Origin of the sequence: Luteibacter yeojuensis, from assembly GCF_000964085.1 — a bacterium.
Classification (GTDB): domain Bacteria; phylum Pseudomonadota; class Gammaproteobacteria; order Xanthomonadales; family Rhodanobacteraceae; genus Luteibacter; species Luteibacter yeojuensis_A.
The window spans coordinates 1-3688 of sequence record NZ_JZRB01000086.1; the positions used below are offsets into that span (position 1 = coordinate 1).

A 3688-nucleotide genomic window follows, 5' to 3' on the forward strand; every position below is an offset into this window, starting at 1 on the left:
GTCAATGGTGTGTGCCCGGAAACGCTGCGTTCAGCCCAACCGGCCCGCCTGGCGTGCCGCGCCCCAGGCGCGGAAAGCCGTCGCGGGGCCCGTGTGGGCCTGGCGTTTGTGCAACTCGGCGAAGGGCTCGGCGGCCCGGGCGGCGCCACGCGCCGTGGCCAGCGCCGTACGGCCCTCGAGGCCACGGAAGGTGGACAGGGGCTGCCCCTTGGCCAGCGCGGCCCGCAGGCCGCCAGCCAGCTCGTCGAGCTGCGCCTTGATGGCGTCGCGACGGGCCGGTGAATCCGCCTTCAGCTGGCCACGGGCCAGGCCATGGCGCGCCAGGCGCGACATGGGCAGCGGCAGGCGCTCGCGGTCCACGTCCAGCTCGAGGCGTGACAGGGCGAACACGAGGTGCGAGAGCGTGGCGATATCCGCCGCGGCCTCGCTGTTCGCGCCTGGCCCGAACCACCACGCGGTTTCCAGTGCGGCCAGCGCGCCGTGCATGTTGCGCGCCGCGGCCACCTGGCCGGCGAAATCCGACGAGGTGCCCTGCTCCAGCTGCGCCATGGCGGCCAGCACCGGCGCCAGCCACGCCTGGCTGGGGATGGCCTTCGCCCGCGGGCTGGCGAACAGCACCTTGGTGAGTGGATGGCGCCCGCCACTGGCGGCGGCGCCGGCGAGTTCCTCGGCCCACCACTGCAGCTTGGCGGCGGCCACCTGGGGTTCGCGGATGCCGTAGGCCGACGAGATCAGTTCCTGTTCGAACGCGGCCAGCGCCACGCGCTCATCGCGTACACCGGGGGGCACGAAGCCCAGCGCGATGCGCTGCTGCGGCTGCACCGCCAGCCACTTGTCGATGTAGCTCTGGATGGCGCCGTCGGTCATGCGGCCACTCCGCGCACGCCCAGCAACGTGGCCAGGTCGTGGGGGTGGGCGACGACGGCATCGGCGCCCCACGTAGCGGGGTCGCCGCCATCGAGGTAGCCCCAACGCACGGCCACGGTGTACAGGCCGGCGTCGCGACCGGCGACGATGTCACGGCGGTCGTCGCCGACGAAGACGCTGCGCGACGGCGCGCAGCCGGCACGCTCGCACGCGAGCAGCACGGGTGCCGGGTCGGGCTTCTTCACGGGCAGCGTATCGCCCGAGACGACGGCGGCCGGCTGCCAGTGCGGCACGGCCTGCGGCAGCAGCGCGTCGGTGAGGAAGCCCGGCTTGTTCGTGACGATGCCCCAGTGGATGCCCGCGGCGACGAGGCCGGCGAGCATCGGCTCGATGCCGTCGAAGGCCACCGTATGCGCGGCCATGTTCGCTTCGTACAGCGCGAGGTAACGCGGCACCAGCGCCTGCACGCCTGTTTCGTCGAGCCCGGGGAAGCCCACCGTGATGATGGCGCGCGAGCCGCGCGACACCACGGGGCGCACCACCTCGTACGGCGGTGGCGCCACGCCCTGCTCCGCGCACAGCAAGGCCAGCGCGTGGTACAGGTCGAGCCCGCTGTCGAGCAGGGTGCCGTCGAGGTCGAAGAACACGCCCTCGGGCTTGTGCGCGAGCTGGCTCACGCCGGCTTCCTCGCCGCCAGCACGTAGTTCACGGCCGTGTTGGGCGTAAGGCTGGCGTTGCGGGTGAGCGGGTTGTAGGCAAGGCCGCTGATGTCTTCCAGCTCGAGGCCGGCGTGGCGCAGCATGCCGGCCACTTCCGACGGCTTGAGGAACTGCGCGTAATGGTGCGTGCCACGCGGCAGCAGGCGCATCACGTATTCCGCGCCGACGATGGCGGCGCCGAACGCCGCCGGCGTGCGGTTGAGCGTGGACATGAACAGCTGGCCGCCCGGCTTCAGCATGGCGGCGAGGTCGCGGATGAGCACGAGCGGATCGGGCACGTGCTCGATCATCTCCATGCAGCACACGACATCGAACGTGCCGCCTTCAGCCGCGGCCAGTTCTTCCGACGGCTGCACCCGGTAATCCACTTGCAGGTTCGATTCGAACAGGTGCAGCTTCGCGATCTCGATGAGCTTGGCGCCGAGGTCGATGGCGGTGACGTGGGCGCCCGCGCGGGCCAGGGCCTCGCTGAGCAGGCCGCCGCCGCAGCCGACATCCACCACCTTCGCGCCGCGCAGGGCAGCGCGGCCGGCGACGTAGGCCGAGCGCACCGGGTTCAGGTCGTGCAGCGGGCGGGATTCACCATCGGGATCCCACCAGCGTGCGGCGAGCTTTTCGAAGCGCGCGATTTCTTCCGCGCTGACATTGGCGTTGGCGTTGCTTTGCATGGTCGAACCTTCAGGAAAAACGGCGCGCGCGCCACTCGTGGATGGTGAGCGTGGACGAGCCGGTGACGTGCAGCGGATCGCCGTGGGCGATTTGCGTGGCCGTCTCGAGATCGGCCGCGCGCAGCAGGTAGGCGCCGCCGCTGCCGTCGGTGAACGGGCCGGTGAGCTCGAGCAGGCCGCGCTCGATCAACCCGGCGAGGAACGCCTGGTGGGCTTCGCCGGCCGCGGCCTGGAAGCCCGGGTTGCGCATGGCCATGACAAGGTAGAGATGCACGGTGTCGTTCACGGGGTATCCTCCGCGGCAATGCGCTCGCGCCAGCCGCGCGCCTTGTCGCGGATGGCGTCGATGTCGATGCCGACCAGGGCCTTGTTCGCCAGCTTGCGCTGGCCGTCGATCCACACGTCGCTTACCTGGTGGCGGCCCGTGGCGTACACCAGCTGCGAAGCCACATGGTACAGGGGCTGGGTTTCCAGGTCGTCGAGACGCACGGCGGCCAGGTCGGCCCGCTTGCCCGGCTCGATGGAGCCGATCTTCTCGCCCAGGCCAATGGCCCGCGCGCCGTTGAGCGTCGCGGCGCGCAGCGTGCTGGCGGCATCGAACGCCGCGGCGTCGCCGGCCACGGCCTTTGCCAGCATGGCGGCCGTGCGCATCTCGCCGAACATGTCGAGGTCGTTGTTCGACGCGCAGCCATCGGTGCCGATGCACAGGTTGACGCCGGCGGTACGCAGCTTCTCGGCCGGGCAGAAGCCCGAGGCCAGCTTGAGGTTGGATTCGGGGCAATGCACCACCGACACGCCCGCGGCGGCGCACGCGGCGATCTCGCCATCGGTCAGCTGGGTCATGTGCACGGCGATGAGGCGCTCGTTCACCAGCCCCAGCTTCTGCAGGCGCTGGAACGGGCGCATGCCATCGCGCGCCTTGCCCTCCTCCACTTCCTGCGCGGTCTCGTGGGTGTGCAGGTGCACGGGGATGTCGAGCTGCTCGCTGAGCACGCGGATGCGCTCGAAGTTCTCGTCCGAGACGGTGTACGGCGCGTGCGGCGCGAACGCGGTGGTGATCAGCGGTTCGCCACGCAGGCTGTCGTGCACTTCCTGCGCGCGCTGGAAGTATTCATCGGCGGTTTTCGCCCACGGCGTGGGGAAATCGATGACCGGCAGGCCCACCACGGCGCGGAAGCCCATCTGGCGGTACGTCGCCGCGATGACATCGGGGAAGAAGTAATTCTCGTTGGCGCAGGTGGTGCCACCACGGAGCATCTCGGCCACGGCCAGCTCCACGCCATCGCGGATGAAATCCGGGCCCATGACGCGGCCCTCGGCCGGCCAGATGTGCTCCTGCAGCCACACCATGAGCGGCAGGTCGTCGGCCAGGCCGCGCAACAGGGTCATGGGGTTGTGCGTGTGCGCGTTGACCAGGCCGGGGATGAGCGCGTG

The 3688-nt window shown here is 70.7% G+C and carries 5 protein-coding genes; all 5 read right to left on the minus strand.

Annotated elements, in window-relative coordinates; translation table 11 throughout:
• Positions 1-30: 30 nt before the first annotated feature.
• The gene (locus VI08_RS20110; RefSeq protein ID WP_045831426.1) at positions 31-867 is read right to left on the minus strand and encodes a squalene/phytoene synthase family protein; all 837 of its coding nucleotides are present in this window, start codon (positions 865-867) and stop codon (positions 31-33) included.
• On the minus strand, positions 864-1544 hold the full coding sequence (locus tag VI08_RS20115; RefSeq protein WP_045831427.1) for an HAD family hydrolase: 681 nt from the start codon (positions 1542-1544) through the stop codon (positions 864-866). The genes VI08_RS20110 and VI08_RS20115 overlap by 4 nt, the downstream gene beginning before the upstream one ends.
• Positions 1541-2254 carry a bifunctional 2-polyprenyl-6-hydroxyphenol methylase/3-demethylubiquinol 3-O-methyltransferase UbiG gene (gene ubiG, locus VI08_RS20120; RefSeq protein ID WP_045831428.1) on the minus strand — a complete coding sequence of 238 codons (714 nt, stop codon included), beginning with the start codon at positions 2252-2254 and terminating at the stop codon, positions 1541-1543. The genes VI08_RS20115 and ubiG overlap by 4 nt, the downstream gene beginning before the upstream one ends.
• A 10-nt stretch (positions 2255-2264) precedes the next feature.
• Positions 2265-2540: a YciI family protein gene (locus VI08_RS20125; RefSeq protein ID WP_332308665.1), complete on the minus strand. Its 276-nt coding sequence runs from the start codon at positions 2538-2540 to the stop codon at positions 2265-2267.
• Positions 2537-3688, minus strand: a 1152-nt coding sequence (locus VI08_RS20130; RefSeq protein WP_045831429.1) for a TRZ/ATZ family hydrolase, incomplete at its 5' end; no start/stop codon positions are given. The genes VI08_RS20130 and VI08_RS20125, both read right to left, overlap by 4 nt.

What these genes read in the sequence shown, in the direction of transcription:
- VI08_RS20110 (WP_045831426.1), bottom strand. Translation starts at nt 867, where the DNA reads ATGACCGACGGCGCCATCCAGAGCTACATCGACAAGTGGCTGGCGGTG.
- ubiG (WP_045831428.1), bottom strand. Translation starts at nt 2,254, where the DNA reads ATGCAAAGCAACGCCAACGCCAATGTCAGCGCGGAAGAAATCGCGCGC.